The organism is Aliterella sp. E5.1 (assembly GCF_057473825.1).
This window is the reverse complement of sequence record NZ_JBYCCV010000003.1, coordinates 22,562-40,311: the sequence shown is the minus strand read 5'-3', so window position 1 is coordinate 40,311 and position 17,750 is coordinate 22,562. Positions and strand designations below refer to the sequence as shown.

The window sequence follows — 17,750 nt, the reverse complement described above, 5'->3', positions numbered from 1 at the left end:
AAACTACTGAGGATTCCGATTTAAAACTATATTTCTTTGTAGACAATGGGATCGATTAATCCCAATTCAACAAAAGCTTCTAGTCTCAACTTGCAAGAATCACACGCGCCACAAGCTTTCTCGTTTCCTGCATAACACGACCAGGTTTTTTCCCAAGGTACGCCTAATTTATTCCCTAGTTGGATAATTTCAGTCTTTTTCATATCAATGAGCGGTGCAACTATCTTAATTGCTTCTCCTTCTCTACCTTGTTTTGTCCCCAATCTAAAAACTTCTTGCATCGCTTGAATATAATCTGGGCGACAATCGGGATAGCCGGAGTAATCTAAAGCATTAACACCAATGTAGACGCGCTCTGCACCGATAGTTTCGGCGTAAGCTAGGGCAAAGCTCAAAAATATAGTATTACGGGCGGGGACGTAGGTTACAGGGATATTCTCACCCATTTGCGAAAGCGATCGCTCTACTGGCAAATCTATCTTGTCATCGGTAAGCGCCGAACCACCCCAAGAACGCAAATCGAAGCTAATTACTTTACTATCAGCTACCCCGGCCGCTTCAGCGATAGCGAGCGCACTCTCTAATTCTCGCACTTGTCTTTGGTTGTAATCAAAAGATAGCGCGTAACATTCACAGCCAGAGGACTTGGCGCTATACAGTACCGTCGATGAATCCAACCCACCAGACAATAGAACAACTGCCTTCACTTAGCAACACCTTTTGCATTTGAACTAATTTTTAAGATTTTAAGCTAGATATATCTGACTTGCGTTTACAAGCTGCTCGGTAGTTAGTTCTAGCTGGGGAAACGTAGGCGAAATAATGGAAGTATTCTCTGTAAATGTCTGTACTTGGTATTCACCGTCAATTAATTGATATACCGACACTGTAGGCAATTTAGGGTAGCCCAAATAACTGCGAGATGCGATCGCTAAGTAGTCAACAATCCAATACTCTGCAATGCCTAAACGCTGATGTTCTGCCAATTTATCGATGTAATCGTCTTCCCAATTGGTGGAAACAACTTCTACCGCTAGTTGGATAGGCTTAGTTAGGGCTGCATAAGCTGATACGTTGGAGTTCCATTCTACTTGGCTAATTACACTAACATCGGGGTTCCTGCCTCGTTCTTGCCCGTCACTGGTAGAAGTTTTGATAATTATAGTTTGATCGACAATATAGCTAAGATTATTGCCTCTAATTTCATCGTTGAAAGCAAATAATAATAGTCTCGCTACATTTTTACGCGCTCTAATTGGCTCCACTTGGACAATCTCCCCATCCACTAATTCAAAAATGCCATCGCCGTCGGGGTATTGCTCAAGAAACTGGGCAAAACTGAGTTTATTCGCAGTGGTAGCAGTCATAAAAATTACCTCGTGCTTCTACAACACCAATGGTTGCAACCATATTTATAAACTAATTCATTTACAGGAAAAGCCGCCCTAAATTAAGTCAATAGCTAGTACCTAAATTAAACCAGCTAATGGACGGGCAAAAAACTGACACATTCTCTCGCCCAGAACTACTACTGCGAACATAACACTAGAGGCAGAGATCGCACTTACTAAAAACAATACATAATACAGGAACTTTCAATAAGCTTTAAGTTTCTTTATAAATAGAAGCATTATGTTACTATCTGGATGATTTAAGGGTTTGAGTGTTGATAATTGACCGCATACGCCATTTCGCGGCGTTTCTATACTTTGGTGGCTGAGGAAAGGAAAGGAGTGGAGAAAAGCATATTCATGGCACAACCAAACAATCATGTGCAGCGCAATCAGCCTCAACCGATCCGCATTGGCGTGATTGGAGTGGGCAATATGGGACAGCATCATACCCGCGTACTGAGTTTACTTAAAGATGTAGAACTTGTTGGGGTTTCAGATATCAACGTAGAAAGGGGACTCGATACTGCTAGTAAGTACCGAGTTCGTTTTTTTGAAGATTACCAAGATTTACTACCTCATGTAGATGCAGTATGTATTGCTGTACCCACTTATTTACATCATTCGGTGGGCATGACTTGCTTAGAAGCTGGCATTCATATTTTGATCGAAAAGCCGATCGCTGCTAGTATCGCCGAAGCTGAATCCTTAGTAAATGCGGCTGCCGAGTCTAAAAGTATTTTACAAGTAGGTCATATCGAACGCTTCAACCCAGCTTTTCAAGAACTGAGCAAAGTTTTAAAAACTGAGCAACTGCTGGCGATAGAAGCCCATCGCATGAGCCCCTATTCCGATCGTGCTAATGATGTGTCGGTAGTATTGGATTTGATGATTCACGATATCGATTTACTGTTAGAATTAGCCGCCTCCCCGGTAGTCAAATTAACAGCAAGCGGTAGCCGCGCCTGTGCAACAGAATCGGTCAATTTTTCAGCAAATACCAAACCCCGCCCCTACCTTGATTACGTTACGGCGACTTTAGGCTTTGCCAATGGGATTGTAGCAACGTTGACAGCGAGTAAAGTCACTCACTGCAAAATTCGCCGCATTGCGGCTCATTGCAAAAATTCACTAACAGAAGCAGATTTTCTCAATAATGAAATTCTCATCCATCGGCAAACAACCGCTAATTGCATGACAGATTACGGTCAAGTGCTTTATCGTCAAGATGGCTTGATTGAAAAAGTTTATACCAGCAATATAGAACCGCTTCACGCAGAACTAGAACATTTTGTCAACTGTGTAAGGGGTGGAAATCAGCCGTCGGTAGGTGGAGAACAAGCATTAAAAGCGCTGAGACTAGCAAGTTTGATCGAGCAGATGGCTTTAGATGGTCGTGCTTGGAAACAATCGGGAATTGATGCCAATTCCCCTAGTTGTGACATCGTAACTGTTTAGAAGCGATTAGAATTAAGGCGGACGGATTAGAAATCTACCACTAGAGGAGATTAGCCTCATGTCTGACTTGAATCGTGGAATTATGAAGTTCAAGGGCGCAGATACCCCAAAAGCAGTTACGATTTCTACCGTACTGATTTTGGGAGCGATCGCGGCTTTGATTATTTGGGCATTAAAATCTGCTTACGCAGTTAATTAATGTCGGCTCTACTTTTACGCTAAAAAACCCGCCTATTATTGTAGGCGGGTTTTTCAATTTAAGGAGCTAACAGCCGTAGCAATAGATTTTTTGGGTTTCTAAGCGATCACAAATTGCTGAAGGTAAACTATCTGTACTCAATACCTGGCGATCTAAGTTAACTTGCAAGCTACTTAAAGGATCGACTCCAGGAGACACCAAAAACTCTAACTTTTCTAAAAAGTCCCAACTTGCGAGATTATCCAAAATCTGAGCAATTGCTTTTACATAAGGATGATCGGCATTTTTATACCAATCAATAGCGGCAACTTTTGCCTGATCGAAACCCAAATGTACCGTTAAAGAAGGTTCGCTAAATAAAGCGATCGCTACTGGTCTTGCTTCTTCTTGCAATAATAATTCAGACGTACGAGCTAGATTTCGCAGTTTCTCTAAGCGATCGTAGCGCTCTGTAACCGATAATGGTTCATCTTTCCAGTGCAGCGCTACCGTAACTAAGTAAGTCTGCAACAGCATATGCCCTAACTTTTCTGCCTTTGTAGCTAAATAGATCGAGTTATAATCGGTTGCTTCGATTAGTAATGGTAATCTATCAGTTACTTCCAATCCGTAACCCTTCAACCCAGCAATTTTGCGGGGATTATTAGTAATTAACCGAATTCTCTCCACCCCCAAATCGTTTAAGATTTGCGCTCCTACGCCATAATTACGCAGATCGGCAGGAAAACCCAAGCGTTCGTTTGCTTCTACCGTATCTAACCCCATATCTTGCAGCGAGTAGGCTTTGAGCTTATTAATTAGTCCAATTCCGCGCCCTTCTTGCCGCAAATAGACTACAACACCAAGCCCGGCATTTTCAATCATTTTCAAAGCTGCTTGCAACTGCATTCTACAATCGCAACGCAAAGAGCCTAAAGCATCCCCCGTCAAGCATTCCGAGTGCATCCGTACCATGACAGTTTTGTCGGCAAAGTCTGCGGGTTCCCCTTTAACGATCGCTACGTGTTCCGAATCATCTAAGGTATTGCGATAAGCATAAATATGAAATTGTCCAAATTGTGTTGGTAGTTTTGTTACCGTTTCCCGACGGACAAACCGCTCGTACTTGAGACGATAACTAATTAAATCCGCAATACTAATAATTTTTAATTTATGAACTTTGGCATACTCCACTAATTGTGGCAAACGCGCCATGGAGCCGTCGGAGTTTTGAATTTCGCAAATTACTCCAGCGGGATACAACCCAGCTAACTGTGCTAAATCTACCCCAGCCTCCGTATGTCCGGCTCTTTTTAGCACCCCTCCCTCTCGCGCTCGGAGCGGAAAAATGTGACCGGGGCGGTGTAAATCCCTGGGTTTTGTAGTTGGATTGATGGTAACTTGAATTGTTCGGGCGCGATCTTCGGCAGATATACCTGTAGTTACACCCAAAGCTGGGGAAGCATCAATACTAACTGTAAAGGCTGTTTGATTGCTATCGGTCGTGTTAGTGACCATTAAAGGCAAATCCAATTCGTCTAATCGTTCGCCAGTCATGGCTAGACAAATCAACCCCCGCGCTTCTACTGCCATAAAATTGATTGTATCTGGCGTAGCGAACTGAGCAGCACAAATTAAGTCACCTTCGTTTTCCCGGCTCTCATCATCCACCACCACTAACATACGTCCGGCTTTAAGGTCTGCTAAAGCGTCTTCTATGGGATCGAACTGAAATGGTTGTTTTAAAGCAGTTGTAGGCTGTTGCACAGAGTATTACAAGTAAAGTAAATCGTAAAGTTTCTTGAAGCTTAGATTAATTTAATTGTAGCCTGGTTTCTACTAAGGGCGAGATGCTCAGCTAGTTTAAGTAGATGATGTGATCGCGCTTTTAGGCAAGCCATACTTTCAAGTTAATAGCAAAAAAACAATAAAAGAAATGCGATCGCATCACTACATATGTTTCCCTTTTGCATCTTCTGCCCTAAAAACCTTGCCCACAAAAACACAACCTGATATAGAATTTGGCAAAAGTTAAATTTTTTTAGTCAAAACTCTTAAAGGTTAATTGTTATGGGTGACATAAGGCGCGTATCGGTTGGGATTGTTGGCGCGTCGGGTTACGGAGGGGTGCAGTTAGTACGGCTGTTGATGGATCACCCAGGATTAGAACTGACCTATTTAGGCGGTGAAAGTAGTGCAGGCAAATCTTTCGCCGATCTTTATCCGCATTTGGCGCATCTTGTCGATCGTCAAATTGAAGCCGTAGACCCCGTAGAAATAGCCAAACGCTGTGAAGTAGTATTTTTATCTTTGCCAAATGGTCTTGCTTGCCAAATAGCACCAGTTTTAGTAGAAAAAGGCTGTAAAGTGCTAGATCTTTCCGCCGATTATCGCTTTACGAATTTAGACACTTATACCTCTTGGTATGGTAAAGAACGCAGCGATCGCTCCATAGCCGATAAAGCAGTTTATGGTTTACCCGAACTATACCGAAGTCGCATTGCCGACAGTCAATTAATTGGCTGTGCGGGCTGCTATCCTACAGCAAGTTTATTAGCACTTTCGCCCCTACTCAAGCAAGGCTTAATCGTCCCAGAAACCGCAATTATTGATGCCAAATCTGGAACCTCTGGCGGCGGCAGACAAGCAAAAACCAGTATGCTGTTAGCAGAAGCCGATAACTCTATAGGAGCTTATGGCGTAGCGCGTCATCGTCATACCCCAGAAATTGAGCAAGTTTGCAGCGATTTAGCCGGACACGAAGTAACGATTCAATTTACACCACATTTGATGCCAATGGTGCGGGGAATTTTAGCAACAGTTTATGCAACTTTACGAGATCCGGGGTTAGTAAGAGAAGATTTGATGACAATTTACACAGCTTTTTATCGCAACTCTCCTTGGGTAACAGTGTGCGAAAGCGGTGTATATCCACAAACCAAGTGGGCGTGTGGCAGTAACCTTTGTTACATCGGTATCGAAGTAGATCAGCGTACCGGGAGAGCAATCGTCATGTCCGCCATTGATAATTTAATCAAAGGACAAGCAGGGCAAGCAATTCAGTGCTTAAACATTATGATGGGCTGGGATGAAACTTTGGGATTACCCAAACTAGGATTTTACCCCTAAGTTGAACGTAAAACCCAAATACCATAAAGTTTCTAGCTTAATATATCCCCATAAAAGTATATTTCCCAGTGAACCTCCGTACCCAAGATAAAAATCTTGTACTGAAACGTTTCTCCCTTGGTAGACCCGTATAGAGGTATATTGCCCAGGAACTTCCGCACCTCACGATAAAACACTTTTGCAGGGGGTTTGGGGGAGGCAACTCGTCCCCCAATGGGGGGTTTGGGGGGCAGACCCCCCATATTCTGGTTTTTCTTATAGTAAAGCTGGGACTACTTAGCGCCCATCCCGACTAAACCCGCATAGATAGCGCGATCGCCTAATTGGTCTTCAATTCTCAGCAAACGGTTATATTTAGCCACTCGTTCGCTGCGACACAAAGAACCCGTTTTAATTTGTCCAGCGCGAGTAGCCACAGCTAAATCAGCGATCGTTGTATCTTCCGTTTCCCCTGACCTGTGACTGATAATAGAGCGGAAACTATTACGAGTCGCCAAATCTATAGTTTCCAAAGTTTCAGTCAAAGAACCAATTTGATTGAGCTTAATTAAAATTGCGTTGGCGGCGGCTTGGTCAATACCTTTTTGCAGACGAGTAGCATTAGTTACAAACAGATCGTCACCGACTAACTGAGTTTTACTACCGAGTTGTTGCGTAAGAAGCTGCCAATTGTCCCAATCATCCTCATGCAAACCATCCTCAATTGAAACTATAGGATAGGAATTGCACAACTCCCCCAAATAACTAATAAATTCTGTCGGCGCATGAGGTACACCATCGTAGACATACTGACCATCTTTGTAAAATTCACTAGCTGCTACATCTAGCGCCAAAGCAACTTGTTCTCCTGGCTTGTATCCTGCTTTAGAAATCGCCATCATCAGCAATTCTAACGCCGCTTGATTGGACTCTAAATTCGGCGCAAAACCACCTTCATCGCCCACCCCAGTAAGTAACCCTTTATCGTCTAAAACTTTGCTCAAAGCCGCAAAAATTTCCGCTCCCCAACGCAGTGCTTCTCGAAAAGAAGACGCACCCACAGGAACAATCATAAATTCTTGAAAATCTACGTTATTAGAAGCGTGAGCGCCGCCGTTAATCACATTCATCAACGGTACGGGTAACAAGTTGGCTAAAGGACCGCCTAAATAACGGTAGAGAGGTAATCCTAAATACTCCGCACCAGCCTTGGCTGAAGCTAAAGAAACCGCCAAAATTGCATTTGCACCCAAATTTGATTTATTAGAAGATCCGTCTAAAGCAATCATCGTGCGATCGATTAATTCTTGATTAATTACATCAAGATCGAGCAACTCAGGAGAAATCGTTTCATTGACGTTTTTTACCGCCTTGAGTACCCCTTTACCGCCATAACGGCTCTTGTCGTCATCGCGCAATTCATGCGCCTCAAAACTTCCTGTAGATGCCCCACTGGGGACTTGAGCAACCCCCACGACACCACTAACTAGGTGAACTTCCGCTTCAATGGTGGGACGACCTCGCGAGTCGAGAATTTCTCTAGCAACAATGTTATCAATGGCAGTATCTAGTGTATTCATCATCCTCAATAGCACCTCAAGTAAGTCAGCAGTCAGCTAGAAATGCAATATATCGCGTTTTTACAATTAAAAATGTAATGTAATGAAGGATTTGGAGTTGCAAAATGAGATTACTACACACAATGCTCCGGGTGGGCAACTTAGAAGCGTCCCTAAAGTTCTACTGCGAACTACTGGGAATGAAGTTATTGCGCCAAAAAGATTATCCGGGAGGCGAATTCACCCTAGCTTTTGTAGGCTATGGCGATGAATCCGACCATAGCGTTATTGAACTAACTCATAACTGGGGTCAAGATAAGTACGATCTGGGCAATGCCTACGGTCATATTGCCTTGGGAGTAGATGATATCTATAGCACCTGCGAACAAATTAAGGCGCAAGGCGGTAAAGTAGTGCGCGAACCTGGACCGATGAAACACGGTTCTACAGTGATTGCTTTTGTAGAAGATCCAGACGGATACAAAGTAGAGCTAATTCAATTAGGTACTCAAGGAACTAAGCAAGCAGCGTCAGCCCAAATGGGTGCCAATAATTAGTAATGAAGTTTCAATTTAAGTTGTATCTATCCCAATTTTTTAACAACAAGCTGGGAACTGGTTGGGTAATCTTAAGTTGCTCAATTTTGTTCCTAGCTATTCCTATCAAAGCTCAAGGTCTAGAAGATCGAGAGGTAGATTTTGATTCTACTCAGCTTGCTCAAGTAACGGCGGTGGATGAACTAGGCGATGTTCTGCCCACAGACTGGGCTTATCAGGCTTTAGCCTCTCTAGTTCAGCGTTACGGGGCAATTTCTGGCTACCCAGACGGTACTTTCCGAGGAAATCGCCCTTTGAGTCGTTACGAGTTTGCGGCGGCGCTTCAAGGAGTGTTGGAGCAAATTGCTAATCAAACTTTTGTTAGTCAAGAAGATTTAGTAACTTTGCAGCGCTTAGAAAGTGACTACCGCCTACCTCTAGGTCAAATCCGCACTCGCTTAAATGATATTGAAGGGCGCGTTACTAATTTAGAAACTACTCAGTTTTCCGCTACAAGTAAGCTGCAAGGAGAGGCGATTTTTGCCATTACCGAAGGAAGAAAAGCAAATCCAACTTTTGTCGCTCGCACTCGCTTAAATTTTATTACCAGTTTTACTCCCAATAGCCGCCTAATTACCCAACTTGAAGCCGGAAATAAAGGCGGAGATGCGATCGCAAATGTCCAAAATCAAGCGCCCAATCTCCTAGGTACTACGGGATTATTAGCCGATGGTGGGGGTTTAGAATACTCCCAAGTTGGTAACGATGTGCAATTAAGGCGGTTGTACTACACTTTCCGTCCGCTTACTGACTTAGAAGTGACTGTTGGGGCAAAAATGCCACCCCAAGATTTTATCGATCGCAATCGCTACGCTAATGATGAATCTAGCGACTTTAGCTCTAGCTTTTTTCTCAATAACCCCCTTGTCGTCCAAAACCAAATTGACCGCCCTGGGGGTGCGGGAGCGGCTTTAGCTTGGAATATTGGCGGTGGTGATTTTACGTTGCGGAGTCTTTATATTGCGGCGAATAGCAACGCTGTTAGTGGTGAAGGGGGATTGTTTGGCGATCTTAATTCCGGCACTATAGAGGTAGAATACGCGCCCCGTTCTAACTTTGCCCTCCGCTTGCAATACACCAAAGCCTTAATCGATAACACCGATATTTCCGCTTTTGGCATCAACGGGGAGTACGCTCTTAACCGGACTACAGCGTTTTTTGGTCGGTTTGGCATTGGTAATTACGATGGCTTCAATACCGCAATTTCGCAAAACCTAGATTTGCATCCTCATACTTGGGCGATTGGGGTATCTTGGCGAGACTTGGGATTCCCAGGAACTTTAACCGGAATTGCGCTCGGACAACCTTTTGTAGAGGCGGATTTAGGCAATGCTACTCAAACTAATTTTGAGGCGTTTTACAAGCTGCAATTAAGCGACAATCTCAGCGTTAGCCCGATTGTCCAGCTAATTGACAACGCTAACAATGACAGTTCTAACGGTCTTACTTGGCAAGCTACATTGAGGACAAGTTTCGCATTTTGATTGTTTACACTCAAGTGATATTTCTTTTAGATACTGACGGGTAAGTACTTTACGTGACTTTGTTTACTAAAATATTTAGAGAATGTTTGTACTATAGATAACTCATTAGTTAATTTACGTAGCATAAAAAACAAGCGTCTGATTCCTATCGCTAGAGCTTTTAAGCTGTAACCCGTGCAAAATTTTTTACAGGCTAATAAATTTACCCATCTTACTGATTCTCCGTACTACTCAACAGAACTAGGATCGGCTTATCTAGGAGATAGCCTAAAGTTAATGCAAAAGCTTCCTGATGAGAGCATCGATCTTATCTGTACATCACCTCCTTTTGCTCTGGTTAGGAAGAAAGAATATGGCAACGTTGACGCTCATAAGTATGTTGACTGGTTTAAGAATTTTGCCCTTGAGTTCCATCGGATTTTAAAGCCGAGTGGTTCACTGGTAATTGATATTGGTGGTAGTTGGATAAAAGGCTACCCTATACGAAGTCTCTACCAGTTCGAGCTAGTAATTGAGTTATGCAAACCTACCACTGAAGGCGGGATTGGATTTTACTTAGCTCAAGAATTGTACTGGTACAATCCTGCTAAGTTACCTACCCCAGCAGAGTGGGTAACAGTGCGTAGGGAACGGGTAAAAGACGCTGTAAATACAGTTTGGTGGTTGTCTAAAGATCCTCATCCCAAAGCCAATAATAGGAATGTTTTACGTCCGTACAGTGAGGCGATGAAAAACCTACTGAAAAATGGTTATAACGCTAAGTTACGCCCATCAGGTCATGATATCTCCAAAAAATTCAGTAGCGATCGCGGCGGAGCTATTCCCCCTAATATCATCAACGCTCAAGATGACAAAAATCATAGTGAAATTGGCTTACCAGTTCTAGCCTCTTTCGATTGGCTGCTCTCAAACGAGCTTACCCAGCCAGTAAACGTTATTTCTGCCTCAAATACTGCTTCTAATGATTATTATCAGAAGCGATGCAAGCAAGAAGGTATTAAATCTCATCCCGCTCGATTTCCCCAAGCTTTACCAGAATTTATTATCAATTTATGTACGGAACCTGGTGATTTAGTTTTCGACCCGTTTGCAGGCTCTAATATGACTGGTCGAGTTGCAGAAACTTTACAAAGGCGATGGCTGGCTTTTGAAGTTGACGATCAATATCTTCAAGCTTCAAAGTTCCGGTTTGAGGTTGATGCTCCATTAGTAGTAAATCCATTACCTAGCGACAAGCTCAATAAGCAAAAAGTCTTTGAACTACTTCATAGCAAATTAGAGGAGTCACCTCCTCCACAAAAGTCAGAAATGTTACCGCATTCATCACCCTACCAACTTAGTCTTCCTTTTATTAATGAAGAATATGAATTTATGGAACAACGAAAACTTAAGTTTACCTATGGACATCAATTTGAACCGGAGAAATTTAGCTTATTAGAAATTGTCCAGCTTTGCCAAGAATGTGAACCCAGACGTAAAGATTTAGAAAGTCAAATTGCCCAAAGATATTTTGCCAATCATTCTCAATCTTCCGACCCAGCAAAAGCGGCGGACAATATTGGTAAATTGTCAATGAATTGTTTTTTATCTTTGAGGGCTTATCGTATAGTTGAGAAGGTTAATAACGACGATTGGAATTACAGATTAACTGACTTAGCTCGTGAAATATTAACTAACAAAGGCGAACCAGAAGCGTCAGTTCAAATGTTTGCTCGTCACATCCTAACAAATTTAACAGGTATGTCATTGCTGAAAGCAATAGAAGCCATCAATGCTAGAGGTGATAAGCCACAACTAGAGTTAATAGCTTACGAATTACAAGAGATGGGTTATTCTATTTCGCCAAACGCTATTTACACTAGCACAATGCGGAAGTGGCTAGAACTAGCAGGTGTTTTTGAGCGAGAGTATGAGATTAATTGGGATGTAGTTTCCGAACTTTTAGAAATTGACAAAGATTATGTTGATGAGCTTTACACGCTTAATTCGCCGCAGAAGTATTTTTTATTAGCAATGATTCATTTGGATGTTGAAGATTTAACTCCTTGGAATCACATTATTAAATATGCAACTAGCATTTATAAAATTAGATTTCCTAGCAAGTCATTTGTTCAAGAGGTAATTAAACCGCTAGTTGATATTGATTTGATTGAAACGGAGAAAACGACTGGCGGTAGAGGTGCTAAACCAAATAAAGTTAAGCTAACAGATAAAGCTCGAAATGAATTAGTTTCACGTTTACTAACAAGCATTGCAGAATTGACGGAAATAACTCAAACTGAGTTAAGTAGAAGTTTTGAAGATGTCATTAATGACTTAGATGATGACGATAAACACATTAAAGGCAAAGCACTTGAACTATTAGCTATTTGGATGATAAGGCTAACTAGCCTGCGGTTTACAAAATGGCGTAAACGAGATTATGAAACTGGACAAGGTGAAGTGGATGTACTTGCAGCTTCCGATCGTTTTGTCTACCACCGTTGGCAAATTCAATGTAAAAATACCAAGCGAGTTGATGTAGATGTGCTGGCTAAAGAGGTAGGAATGACCTTTGTAACTGGTGCAGATGTGGTCATGATTGTAACTACTGGGGAATTTACTAGAGACGCTTTTCAATATGCTTATCGAATGATGGAAATGTCTCGTTATTACATGATCTTGTTACAAAGAGAAGATATTGAAGCTATCAAAAAAGATAAGACTAGCATTATTCAAATTCTTGATCGCAAAGCTAGGCGGGTCTTTGCTAAGAAAGAACTGAGTATGACGGAGCAAGAGATTGACGATGTTGAAGATGAAGAATCCACACTAACTGAGTTTGATGGAGATGATGAAGTGGTTGAGGACAAATAAACAGCTAATATTTATTGGCTTTCATATAACGTTCCATCTTTATGGGTGAAGATCCAGCCATTGGGACTATATTGGGCGATTAAATCATCATCGGGATAAGTTACTTCATCGTTTGCCGTGCGATCGCCAATTTCTAAATAAGTAGCCATTTCTTGGCTGCGATTAATTAAACAATGTCCGTCCGCAACTTGGGCAGGAAAACCAGCACAATTGCCCACAGTCAAAATTTCCTCCCCAGCATCAGTTACTAGCATAATTTCCCCAGATAAAACATAAATAAATTCATCTTGTTTATCGTGCCAATGTCTCAGCGCCGAGGCACTTCCAGGGGCAAGCTCAACTAAATTTACACCGAAGTTTTGCAATCCGGCGGCGTTACCCAAACGCTTTTTAGAGCGCCCGGCTACTACAGGTTTAAATTGTTCTGGATAATTAGAACCGTAATTATTAGTTACATTTTCTGGGTCAATTATCATTTTGTAGTTAAAAATGTGTCTCTTTGCTATTGTAAACAGCAACCAATTATTAGTTTAAGCGAGAGTGAAATATTTTTTTCTCCCCAATGGTTGGACAATTGGCAGAGTATGGGCAAGTGATGGATTGTGGAATGAAGTAGCTTGGCGGCGCAAACCGGATATTGAGCGATTAAACTTGCAATTAACTGCTCAAAACGAGACATTATGGCTCTACCGAGTTGAAGAATTAGTTTTAACAATTGAAGTAAAACCAGAGTCTCCAACCCCAAACGCGATCGCATCGGTGGTACTAAAACGGCTAATTAGCGCTCCCCAAGTAATCGAGCGTCTAAGCTCCGCCGCCGCTTATTGTCGAGTAAAAAATGCCCAACTTCTTGCCGAATAACAACGATTAAAGTGCGATCGCGCTCTTTAGGCGCTTGCATTCGCGTCTGTCAATAGTTACACTTTTTTAATAATTCTCATTTTGTTTGCCGTTACCAGAAGCGTGAAAGAGCGATCGCACTTTAACTTAAAATAACTGTGTTGCTCCCAAGCATCTGGCAATAACAAAAAGCTGAAAAATTACTAATTGTAAATCACTCATCCTTGGAGGAGCGTAGTCAATGGGACTACCCTGGTACCGAGTACATACAGTTGTTCTGAACGATCCAGGCCGACTGATATCCGTACACTTAATGCACACTGCTCTTGTAGCAGGTTGGGCTGGTTCAATGGCTTTATACGAACTAGCAATTTTAGATCCAAGCGACCCAGTTCTTAACCCCATGTGGCGGCAAGGAATGTTTGTACTGCCCTTCATGGCGCGCTTGGGCGTAACCCAATCTTGGGGTGGTTGGAACATTACTGGTGGCGCAGCAACCGACCCAGGTTTCTGGTCTTTTGAAGGCGTTGCGGCGGCTCATATCGTTCTTTCTGGCCTATTATTCCTAGCTGCTTGCTGGCACTGGGTGTACTGGGACTTGGAATTATTTAGAGATCCTCGTACTGGCGAACCTGCCCTAGATTTGCCCAAAATGTTTGGCATCCATTTATTTTTATCTGGTTTGCTTTGTTTTGGCTTCGGCGCTTTCCACCTCACGGGTTTATTTGGACCAGGAATGTGGATTTCCGATCCTTACGGTCTAACAGGTAGCGTTCAGCCCGTTGCTCCAGAATGGGGACCTGCGGGCTTCAACCCGTTTAATGCTGGGGGCGTAGTTGCTCACCACATTGCCGCCGGAATTGTCGGTATTATTGCCGGGTTATTTCACCTCACCGTTAGACCCCCCGAAAGGCTCTACAAAGCCCTGCGGATGGGTAATATCGAAACCGTACTGTCTAGCAGTATTGCGGCAGTATTCTTTGCCGCTTTTATCGTTGCTGGGACGATGTGGTATGGCAATGCTACGACTCCCATTGAACTATTTGGTCCTACCCGCTATCAATGGGATCAAGGCTACTTCAAGCAAGAGATCGATCGCCGCGTTCAAGAAGAAGTGGCGCAAGGTCAAACCCTATCTGCCGCTTGGTCGTCTATTCCTGAAAAACTCGCCTTCTATGACTACGTTGGCAACGACCCCGCTAAAGGTGGTTTATTCCGCGTCGGACCCATGGATAAAGGCGATGGGATAGCTCAAGGTTGGCTAGGACACCCAGTGTTCAAAGATGGCGAAGGGCGCGAACTTAACGTCCGTCGTCTACCTAACTTCTTTGAAACTTTCCCAGTAGTCTTGACCGATGCTGATGGTGTTGTCCGCGCCGATATTCCTTTCCGTCGTGCTGAATCTAAGTACAGCTTCGAGCAAGCTGGGGTGACAGCCAGCTTCTACGGTGGGGCTTTAAACGGTCAAACCTTTGAAGATCCTGCTGATGTCAAAAAGTACGCGCGTAAAGCTCAGTTAGGCGAACCCTTTGAGTTTGACCGCGAAAAACTTAACTCTGACGGTGTGTTCCGCACCAGTCCTAGAGGTTGGTTTACTTACGGACACGCGGTATTTGCTTTATTGTTCTTCTTCGGTCACTTATGGCACGGTTCTCGGACAATTTTCCGCGACGTGTTTGCAGGTGTAGAAGCAGACCTAGACGATCAAGTCGAGTGGGGTCTATTCCAGAAAGTGGGAGACAAATCTAGCCGCAAGAAAGAAGCTGTTTAAACCTTTTGAGCCAATAGCAAAAAAATAAATTTTGCTTGCGGTTATGTTAAGAACGGTTAAACAATTATGTAAGTAACAATTACAGATAGATTGCTTAGCCGTTCTTTTCTTTTGCTTGGTAAACTATCAGTATATAAGTAACTAATTTAGGATTCGTCACATGGAAAGCGTTGCTTACATTTTGATTCTGGCTCTTGCCATTGGGACTTTGTTTTTTGCGATCGCTTTTCGGGAACCACCCCGGATTCAGAAGAAGTAAACAACAATGTTTGCTTAAAACTACTACTGGCTACAAATCCGGTGCTACGATTTAATTTGTAGCACTGGATTTTGCGGTTTTTGAACTTCTAGCCAAGTTTTCCATCCTCAAATCAAAGAAATTAGGTAACTATCGCTCAGTTGCGAACAGAAAATTTAACTATTTAACTTGCTTATCCCGTTGCCGTTATGCAATGCCCTTTTTGCCAGCATCCAGATAATAGAGTGCTAGAGTCCCGCGCCACGGAAGCTGGGCAAAGTATCCGGCGGCGGCGGGAATGTTTGAGTTGTTTGCGACGGTTTACAACTTACGAGCGGATAGAATTTGTGCCAATCACGGTAATTAAACAAAATGGCGATCGCGAATTGTTCGATCGATCTAAAATACTGCGGGGCATAATTCGCGCTTGCCAAAAAACCGGAATTCCTTACCTCAAATTAGAGGCGATTGTCGATGAAATTGAATCCCAATTGCAACAGCGCACCGTCCGCGAAGTTACAAGCTTAGAAATTGGCGATTTGGTTTTAGAACAATTAAAAGCAATTAGCGAAGTTGCCTACGTACGGTTTGCTTCCGTCTATCGCCAATTTAAAAATATTCGCGACTTTGTAGAAACTTTAGACGACTTGACCAATTGCCCCCAAGAGCCTAATCAAGAAATTCTCACGATCGCAGCCCTTGGCTAAAAGTCACTTATTTATATTATTAAAGGAATTTGCAGCCCTTAGCTCAGGTATAATAGTGGGTCTGAATACTAATAGCGCCCTTGAATTACTTAGTCCTAAGCTAGGATGAGAATGAAAGGAAATCGCAAAAATGTTTTCAGGCGATCGCCGTTCATTACCATCGGAATCGTCAAATCGACCTTTGGAAATCCTCGTCCTCAGCAACTAGCAAAAGTGCGAGGTTTAGGTGTAAATTGCCGCTACCACTAGCGTGCAGGTGCATCGTAGGAGGCAAAAAACTACGGAGACTAACATCAGGAAAAATTAGCATGGTCAATCAGAAACAAACTACATTAGATATTGGCTTTACTCACGACGATTTTGCTGCACTGCTCGACAAGTATGACTATCACTTTAGCCCAGGTGATGTTGTGGCAGGTACAGTATTTAGTATCGAGCCGAGGGGCGCTCTGATTGATATTGGTGCTAAAACCGCAGCTTATATTCCGATTCAGGAAATGTCAATTAACCGGGTAGATGCCCCGGAAGAAGTATTACAATCCAACGAAACACGGGAATTTTTCATTCTTACCGATGAAAACGAAGACGGACAGCTAACCCTCTCCATTCGGCGCATCGAGTATATGCGGGCTTGGGAGCGAGTTAGACAATTGCAAACTGAGGATGCTACCGTGCGATCAGGGGTTTTTGCCACAAATCGCGGCGGAGCTTTGGTGAGAATTGAAGGCTTGCGCGGGTTTATTCCTGGCTCTCACATCAGCACTCGCAAACCTAAAGAAGACTTATTAGGCGAAGAATTACCATTAAAATTTTTAGAAGTAGATGAAGATCGCAACCGTCTAGTCCTCAGTCATCGTCGCGCCTTAGTTGAGCGCAAGATGAATCGTTTGGAAGTGGGCGAGGTTGTAATTGGAACTGTACGCGGCATTAAGCCTTACGGTGCTTTTATTGATATTGGTGGCGTAAGCGGACTATTGCACATTTCCGAAATTTCTCACGACCATATTGATACTCCTCATAGTGTATTCAACGTCAACGATGAATTGAAAGTCATGATTATTGACTTGGATGCCGAAAGAGGACGGATTTCTTTATCAACCAAGCAGCTAGAGCCAGAACCTGGCGATATGATTAAAGATCGGCAGTTGGTCTTTGATAGCGCCGAAGAAATGGCCGCTAAGTATCGCGAACAAATGCTTGCTAAGCAGCAAGGCATTACGGTTACAGAAGACGAATTATCTGAAGAAGATATACCATCTGCAATGGAAGAAGATATCCCCACCGCCACCGAAGAAGTTTCGGCGGTAGTAGACGAAGATATCCCGTCTGCAATGGAAGAAGATATTCCTTCAGCTACTGAGGAAGTTTCGGCGGTAGTAGACGAAGATATCCCGTCTGCAACGGAAGAAGATATTCCTTCAGCTACTGAGGAAGTTTCGGCAGTAGTAGACGAAGATATCCCGTCCGCAGCGGAAGAAGTTTAAATTGGCTATTATTAGCCAAATTTAAATCTTAAAAAGCGGGAAATTTCCCGCTTTTTAACGTTTGCAGCACAATTTGGGGA

Annotated in this window: 18 protein-coding genes; 12 read left to right on the top strand and 6 right to left on the bottom strand. The window is 43.0% G+C overall.

What is annotated here, in order from left to right:
• Window positions 1-26: 26 nt before the first annotated feature.
• A complete protein-coding gene (queC, locus tag AC2VE5_RS02000) occupies window positions 27-707 on the bottom strand; it encodes a 7-cyano-7-deazaguanine synthase QueC (protein ID WP_486886110.1) in 681 nt (226 codons plus the stop codon).
• Window positions 708-746: 39 nt separating this feature from the next.
• Window positions 747-1,367, bottom strand: coding sequence for a Uma2 family endonuclease (locus AC2VE5_RS01995; protein WP_486886109.1), 621 nt, complete (start codon window positions 1,365-1,367; stop codon window positions 747-749).
• A gap of 384 nt (window positions 1,368-1,751) precedes the next feature.
• On the opposite strand from AC2VE5_RS01995, the gene AC2VE5_RS01990 reads away from it, so the two are divergent.
• On the top strand, window positions 1,752-2,849 hold the full coding sequence (locus AC2VE5_RS01990; RefSeq protein ID WP_486886108.1) for a Gfo/Idh/MocA family oxidoreductase: 1,098 nt from the start codon (window positions 1,752-1,754) through the stop codon (window positions 2,847-2,849).
• 58 nt (window positions 2,850-2,907) lie between these two features.
• Entirely contained in the window at window positions 2,908-3,048 is a 141-nt protein-coding gene (locus tag AC2VE5_RS01985) for a hypothetical protein (RefSeq protein ID WP_199192091.1), read from the top strand.
• A gap of 66 nt (window positions 3,049-3,114) precedes the next feature.
• Here AC2VE5_RS01985 and ribBA read toward each other — a convergent pair whose 3' ends face one another.
• On the bottom strand, window positions 3,115-4,794 hold the full coding sequence (ribBA, locus tag AC2VE5_RS01980) for a bifunctional 3,4-dihydroxy-2-butanone-4-phosphate synthase/GTP cyclohydrolase II (protein ID WP_486886107.1): 1,680 nt from the start codon (window positions 4,792-4,794) through the stop codon (window positions 3,115-3,117).
• Window positions 4,795-5,097: 303 nt separating this feature from the next.
• Between ribBA and argC the strand changes: the two genes are divergently transcribed.
• Complete coding sequence (gene argC, locus AC2VE5_RS01975) at window positions 5,098-6,156, top strand: N-acetyl-gamma-glutamyl-phosphate reductase (protein WP_486886106.1); 1,059 nt, start codon at window positions 5,098-5,100, stop codon at window positions 6,154-6,156.
• 32 nt (window positions 6,157-6,188) lie between these two features.
• Here argC and AC2VE5_RS01970 read toward each other — a convergent pair whose 3' ends face one another.
• Both AC2VE5_RS01970 and eno read right to left on the bottom strand, forming a co-directional pair.
• Window positions 6,189-6,398, bottom strand: coding sequence for a hypothetical protein (locus AC2VE5_RS01970; protein WP_486886105.1), 210 nt, complete (start codon window positions 6,396-6,398; stop codon window positions 6,189-6,191).
• Between the two features lie 30 nt (window positions 6,399-6,428).
• Complete coding sequence (gene eno / locus AC2VE5_RS01965) at window positions 6,429-7,718, bottom strand: phosphopyruvate hydratase (RefSeq protein ID WP_486886104.1); 1,290 nt, start codon at window positions 7,716-7,718, stop codon at window positions 6,429-6,431.
• A gap of 101 nt (window positions 7,719-7,819) precedes the next feature.
• On the opposite strand from eno, the gene gloA reads away from it, so the two are divergent.
• The 3 genes from gloA (at window position 7,820) to AC2VE5_RS01950 (ending at window position 12,630) form a co-directional block, all read left to right on the top strand.
• Window positions 7,820-8,251 (top strand): lactoylglutathione lyase, encoded by a 432-nt coding sequence (gloA, locus tag AC2VE5_RS01960; protein WP_486886103.1) that lies wholly within the window; start codon window positions 7,820-7,822, stop codon window positions 8,249-8,251.
• A 2-nt stretch (window positions 8,252-8,253) separates the two neighbouring features.
• The gene (locus AC2VE5_RS01955; RefSeq protein WP_486886102.1) at window positions 8,254-9,774 is read left to right on the top strand and encodes an iron uptake porin; all 1,521 of its coding nucleotides are present in this window, start codon (window positions 8,254-8,256) and stop codon (window positions 9,772-9,774) included.
• 174 nt (window positions 9,775-9,948) lie between these two features.
• Complete coding sequence (locus AC2VE5_RS01950) at window positions 9,949-12,630, top strand: DNA methyltransferase (protein WP_486886101.1); 2,682 nt, start codon at window positions 9,949-9,951, stop codon at window positions 12,628-12,630.
• Between the two features lie 11 nt (window positions 12,631-12,641).
• Here AC2VE5_RS01950 and AC2VE5_RS01945 read toward each other — a convergent pair whose 3' ends face one another.
• A complete protein-coding gene (locus tag AC2VE5_RS01945) occupies window positions 12,642-13,106 on the bottom strand; it encodes a cupin domain-containing protein (RefSeq protein WP_486886100.1) in 465 nt (154 codons plus the stop codon).
• 64 nt (window positions 13,107-13,170) lie between these two features.
• On the opposite strand from AC2VE5_RS01945, the gene AC2VE5_RS01940 reads away from it, so the two are divergent.
• From AC2VE5_RS01940 to AC2VE5_RS01915, 6 genes are all read left to right on the top strand, one after another.
• A complete protein-coding gene (locus AC2VE5_RS01940) occupies window positions 13,171-13,491 on the top strand; it encodes a hypothetical protein (protein ID WP_486886099.1) in 321 nt (106 codons plus the stop codon).
• 220 nt (window positions 13,492-13,711) lie between these two features.
• On the top strand, window positions 13,712-15,241 hold the full coding sequence (gene psbB, locus AC2VE5_RS01935) for a photosystem II chlorophyll-binding protein CP47 (protein ID WP_486886098.1): 1,530 nt from the start codon (window positions 13,712-13,714) through the stop codon (window positions 15,239-15,241).
• Between the two features lie 160 nt (window positions 15,242-15,401).
• Entirely contained in the window at window positions 15,402-15,500 is a 99-nt protein-coding gene (locus tag AC2VE5_RS01930; protein ID WP_015188476.1) for a photosystem II reaction center protein T, read from the top strand.
• Window positions 15,501-15,688: 188 nt separating this feature from the next.
• Window positions 15,689-16,186 carry a transcriptional regulator NrdR gene (gene nrdR, locus AC2VE5_RS01925; protein WP_486886097.1) on the top strand — a complete coding sequence of 166 codons (498 nt, stop codon included), beginning with the start codon at window positions 15,689-15,691 and terminating at the stop codon, window positions 16,184-16,186.
• A 111-nt stretch (window positions 16,187-16,297) separates the two neighbouring features.
• The gene (locus AC2VE5_RS01920; RefSeq protein ID WP_486886096.1) at window positions 16,298-16,435 is read left to right on the top strand and encodes a hypothetical protein; all 138 of its coding nucleotides are present in this window, start codon (window positions 16,298-16,300) and stop codon (window positions 16,433-16,435) included.
• Between the two features lie 59 nt (window positions 16,436-16,494).
• Window positions 16,495-17,670, top strand: coding sequence for a 30S ribosomal protein S1 (locus AC2VE5_RS01915; RefSeq protein WP_486886095.1), 1,176 nt, complete (start codon window positions 16,495-16,497; stop codon window positions 17,668-17,670).
• Window positions 17,671-17,750 lie beyond the last annotated feature (80 nt).

Bases quoted from the DNA above. Each gene is read 5' to 3' on its own strand.
- AC2VE5_RS01915 (WP_486886095.1), top strand. From the start codon at position 16,495: ATGGTCAATCAGAAACAAACTACATTAGATATTGGCTTTACTCACGAC.
- argC (WP_486886106.1), top strand. From the start codon at position 5,098: ATGGGTGACATAAGGCGCGTATCGGTTGGGATTGTTGGCGCGTCGGGT.
- AC2VE5_RS01945 (WP_486886100.1), bottom strand. From the start codon at position 13,106: ATGATAATTGACCCAGAAAATGTAACTAATAATTACGGTTCTAATTAT.
- AC2VE5_RS01930 (WP_015188476.1), top strand. From the start codon at position 15,402: ATGGAAAGCGTTGCTTACATTTTGATTCTGGCTCTTGCCATTGGGACT.
- AC2VE5_RS01990 (WP_486886108.1), top strand. From the start codon at position 1,752: ATGGCACAACCAAACAATCATGTGCAGCGCAATCAGCCTCAACCGATC.
- gloA (WP_486886103.1), top strand. From the start codon at position 7,820: ATGAGATTACTACACACAATGCTCCGGGTGGGCAACTTAGAAGCGTCC.
- AC2VE5_RS01970 (WP_486886105.1), bottom strand. From the start codon at position 6,398: ATGGGGGGTCTGCCCCCCAAACCCCCCATTGGGGGACGAGTTGCCTCC.
- AC2VE5_RS01920 (WP_486886096.1), top strand. From the start codon at position 16,298: ATGAAAGGAAATCGCAAAAATGTTTTCAGGCGATCGCCGTTCATTACC.
- nrdR (WP_486886097.1), top strand. From the start codon at position 15,689: ATGCAATGCCCTTTTTGCCAGCATCCAGATAATAGAGTGCTAGAGTCC.
- AC2VE5_RS01955 (WP_486886102.1), top strand. From the start codon at position 8,254: ATGAAGTTTCAATTTAAGTTGTATCTATCCCAATTTTTTAACAACAAG.
- AC2VE5_RS01985 (WP_199192091.1), top strand. From the start codon at position 2,908: ATGTCTGACTTGAATCGTGGAATTATGAAGTTCAAGGGCGCAGATACC.
- psbB (WP_486886098.1), top strand. From the start codon at position 13,712: ATGGGACTACCCTGGTACCGAGTACATACAGTTGTTCTGAACGATCCA.
- eno (WP_486886104.1), bottom strand. From the start codon at position 7,718: ATGATGAATACACTAGATACTGCCATTGATAACATTGTTGCTAGAGAA.
- AC2VE5_RS01995 (WP_486886109.1), bottom strand. From the start codon at position 1,367: ATGACTGCTACCACTGCGAATAAACTCAGTTTTGCCCAGTTTCTTGAG.